Source organism: Dietzia sp. CW19 (assembly GCF_014145265.1).
GTDB classification, from domain to species: domain Bacteria; phylum Actinomycetota; class Actinomycetes; order Mycobacteriales; family Mycobacteriaceae; genus Dietzia; species Dietzia natronolimnaea.
In genome coordinates this window covers 1-2,746 of sequence record NZ_JAALEE010000235.1, presented here as the reverse complement: position 1 = coordinate 2,746, position 2,746 = coordinate 1, and the positions used below count along the sequence as shown (strand labels likewise).

Here is a 2,746-nt window from a genome sequence, read left to right as displayed (position 1 = left end):
GCGGGCTGCGCGGGGGCGGGGGCGACGCTGGGCTGGGGGACCGCCTGCTGGGTGGCGCCCGTCCCGCCGGTGTTCCCGGTCCCCGTGCCGGAGGACTCCCACTGGGACGCGCCGGCCTGGCCACCGATGTACCCGGGGGACGGGAAGCTCTCCCAGTCGGTCCCGGACAGCGCGCCGTCCATCGCCGACTTCCAGATGTCCGCGGGGAGCCCGGACCCGTACATCGTCCCGCCCCACGCGTTGAGCAGCGGTTCGTTGTCGTCGGTCCCCACCCACACCGCCGTGGCGATGGACGGGGTGTAGCCCACGAACCAGGCGTCCTTGTTGTACCCGGTGTCGCCGAGCTGGGTGGTGCCGGACTTGGCCGCCGAGGGGCGTCCGCCCGCCAGCGACTTGCCGTTGGAATAGGCGGCGATCGGCTCCATCGCGGAGGTGAGGTTGTTGGCCACGTCGGCGTCCACCACCTCCTCACCCTCGGGGGCCGAGTTGTCGAGCAGGACCTCACCGTCGGCCGTCTCGACCTTCTCGATGAAGTGGGTCGGCCGGTGGACGCCCTCGGCCGCGAAGGTGGCCAGGCTCGTGGCCATGTCGCGCACCCGGATCGGGTACTGGCCCAGGATCAGGCCGTCGTAGGGGTCCTCGCCCTGCTCGGTGAGGGTCTCCCACGGCAGTCCGGGGATCTCCTTGGCGACGCCCGTGCGGTGGGCCATCTCCCGGACGTCGTTGGCGCCGTTGTTCAGCATCCGCTGCAGGCGGATGAACGAGGTGTTGAGGGACATCTTGAGCGCCATCGCGACCGAGCACGACCCACAGGACTGGCCTTGGACGTTGGTGACGGTGACGTTTCCGGTGGTCACGGGCGCCGAGGAGATCTGGGTGCCCAACCCGATCCCCTGCTCGAGGGCGGCGGCCACGCCGAAGATCTTGAAGGTGGAACCGGTCTGCAGCGGAGCGTTGGCGTAATCCCACCCCTCGGCGTCCTCGCCGCCGTAGTAGCCGATCACGCCGCCCGTGCGGGGGTTGATGGAGACCACCGCCGTCCGGTTCTCGGGCCTCTCCCCCTGCATGTTGCTGCGAGCGGCCTCGACCACCGCCTCCTGGGTGGACGGGTCGATCGTCGTGGTGATCTTGAGCCCGCGGGTGTTGAGCATCTGCTCGTCCAGGCCGGCCATCGCCAGCTCCGCCAGCACCTGCCGACGGATCGCCCCGTTGGTGGGGTCGCCCACGTTCTGGTCCACCGCCTGGGGATCCTCCACGACCTGGGGGAACACCGCCATGCCACGCTGCTGGGCGTCGATGGCCCCCATGTCCCGCATGCCGTCCATGACGTAGTTCCAGCGGCCCTCGGAGGCGGCGGCGTTGTTGAGCGGGTCCAGTACGGACGGCGACTGGATGACGCCCGCGAGCAGCGCGCCCTCCTCCACGGTGAGGGCCTCCACCGGCTTGTTGAAGTACGCGGTGGAGGCGGCGGCGATGCCGTAGGCGCCGCGGCCGAAGTAGATGGTGTTGAGGTAGGCCCCGAGGATCTGGTCCTTGGACCACTCGTTGGTCATCTTGGCCGCGATGATGATCTCCTTGGCCTTGCGCTCATAGGTGGGAGCGTCGCCGACCATGGTGTTCTTGACGTACTGCTGCGTGATCGTGGACCCGCCGCCGGCGCTCGACTCGCCGGTGACCTGCCCGATCACCGCTCGGCCGATGCCCGTGGGGTCGTAGCCCTCGTTGGTGTAGAAGCTGCGGTCCTCCGCGGCGATGACGGCGTTGCGCACGTGCACGGGGATGGCGTCGACCTCGACCAGGGTGCGGTTGCCCTCCGGTGGGACGATGCGCCCGATCATGGTCGTGCCGTCGTTGGTGTAGATCTCGGAGATCTGGTTGGTGGCCACGCTGCCCGGGCGGGGGATCTCGGTGCGGTTGTAGGTCACCCCGACGATCACCAGCGGGATCACCAACAGGACGACGACGACGAGGATCAGAGTCGTCCAGATCGGGTGACGTCGGAACCAGCCGCGCCGGGGCGAGGAGTCGTCCCGATCCCCGTCAGATCTCCCACGCGTCCTGTCACTTTGCGACATCTTCTACCCTCCTGCGAGCAGCTCCGACCGGTACGGGCGACCCCCGCTGACGGTGCATTGAGGTCCATTGTGTACGAAATCGCGCTCCACTCGGAACTCGGCGCACCCGGCGAGGGCGCTCAGCGGTGCCTGCGGAGCTCCCGCGCCGCCCGGCGCACGCGCCTGCCCTCACCGGAGGCGAGGCCCACCTCATAGGACTCCACCAGGTGGTTCCACGAGCAGCTGCGACACACCTCCACCACGTGCACGGTGAACGCGTCATGGGTCAGTGCCAGCTGCTCGATCTCGTCCGCGCTCCGCGCCGATCCGGACGCCGCACCCAGGTCGTCGCCGAACACCCAGGACACCTCGGTGAGGTTCTCCTTGCGGCACACGGGGCACACGGTCCCGGTCTCCACGCCGTGGAAACTCGCCGCACGCAGCAGATAGACGTCCGCGTCGCACACCTCGCGAAGTGCCGAGACCCCCTCACGGAGATCCGCCAACACCCCTCGACGCCGCAGGGCGAAATCCACCACCCGCCGACGCCGGAGGGCGTCGCGGCCGGTGGGGTCCTCCGGTCCCGGCGGGGGGCCGGGTCGCCGGGGGCGGAAGTCGGCGTGGTCCACGGGATCAGCCTACGACTCGCGCCGGACCCCCGCGCGAGTCCGGGGCCCGAGGCCGGGGGGTCC

At 70.0% G+C, this 2,746-nt stretch carries 2 protein-coding genes; both read right to left on the bottom strand.

All coding sequences use genetic code 11. The features are described from left to right. A partial coding sequence (locus G6021_RS07780) for a transglycosylase domain-containing protein (RefSeq protein ID WP_182641004.1) occupies positions 1 to 2,075 on the bottom strand: 2,075 nt, incomplete at its 3' end. Between the two features lie 119 nt (positions 2,076 to 2,194). Beyond that, positions 2,195 to 2,593 (bottom strand): DUF5318 family protein, encoded by a 399-nt coding sequence (locus tag G6021_RS07775; RefSeq protein ID WP_179526059.1) that lies wholly within the window; start codon positions 2,591 to 2,593, stop codon positions 2,195 to 2,197. Between the last annotated feature and the right edge of the window lie 153 nt (positions 2,594 to 2,746).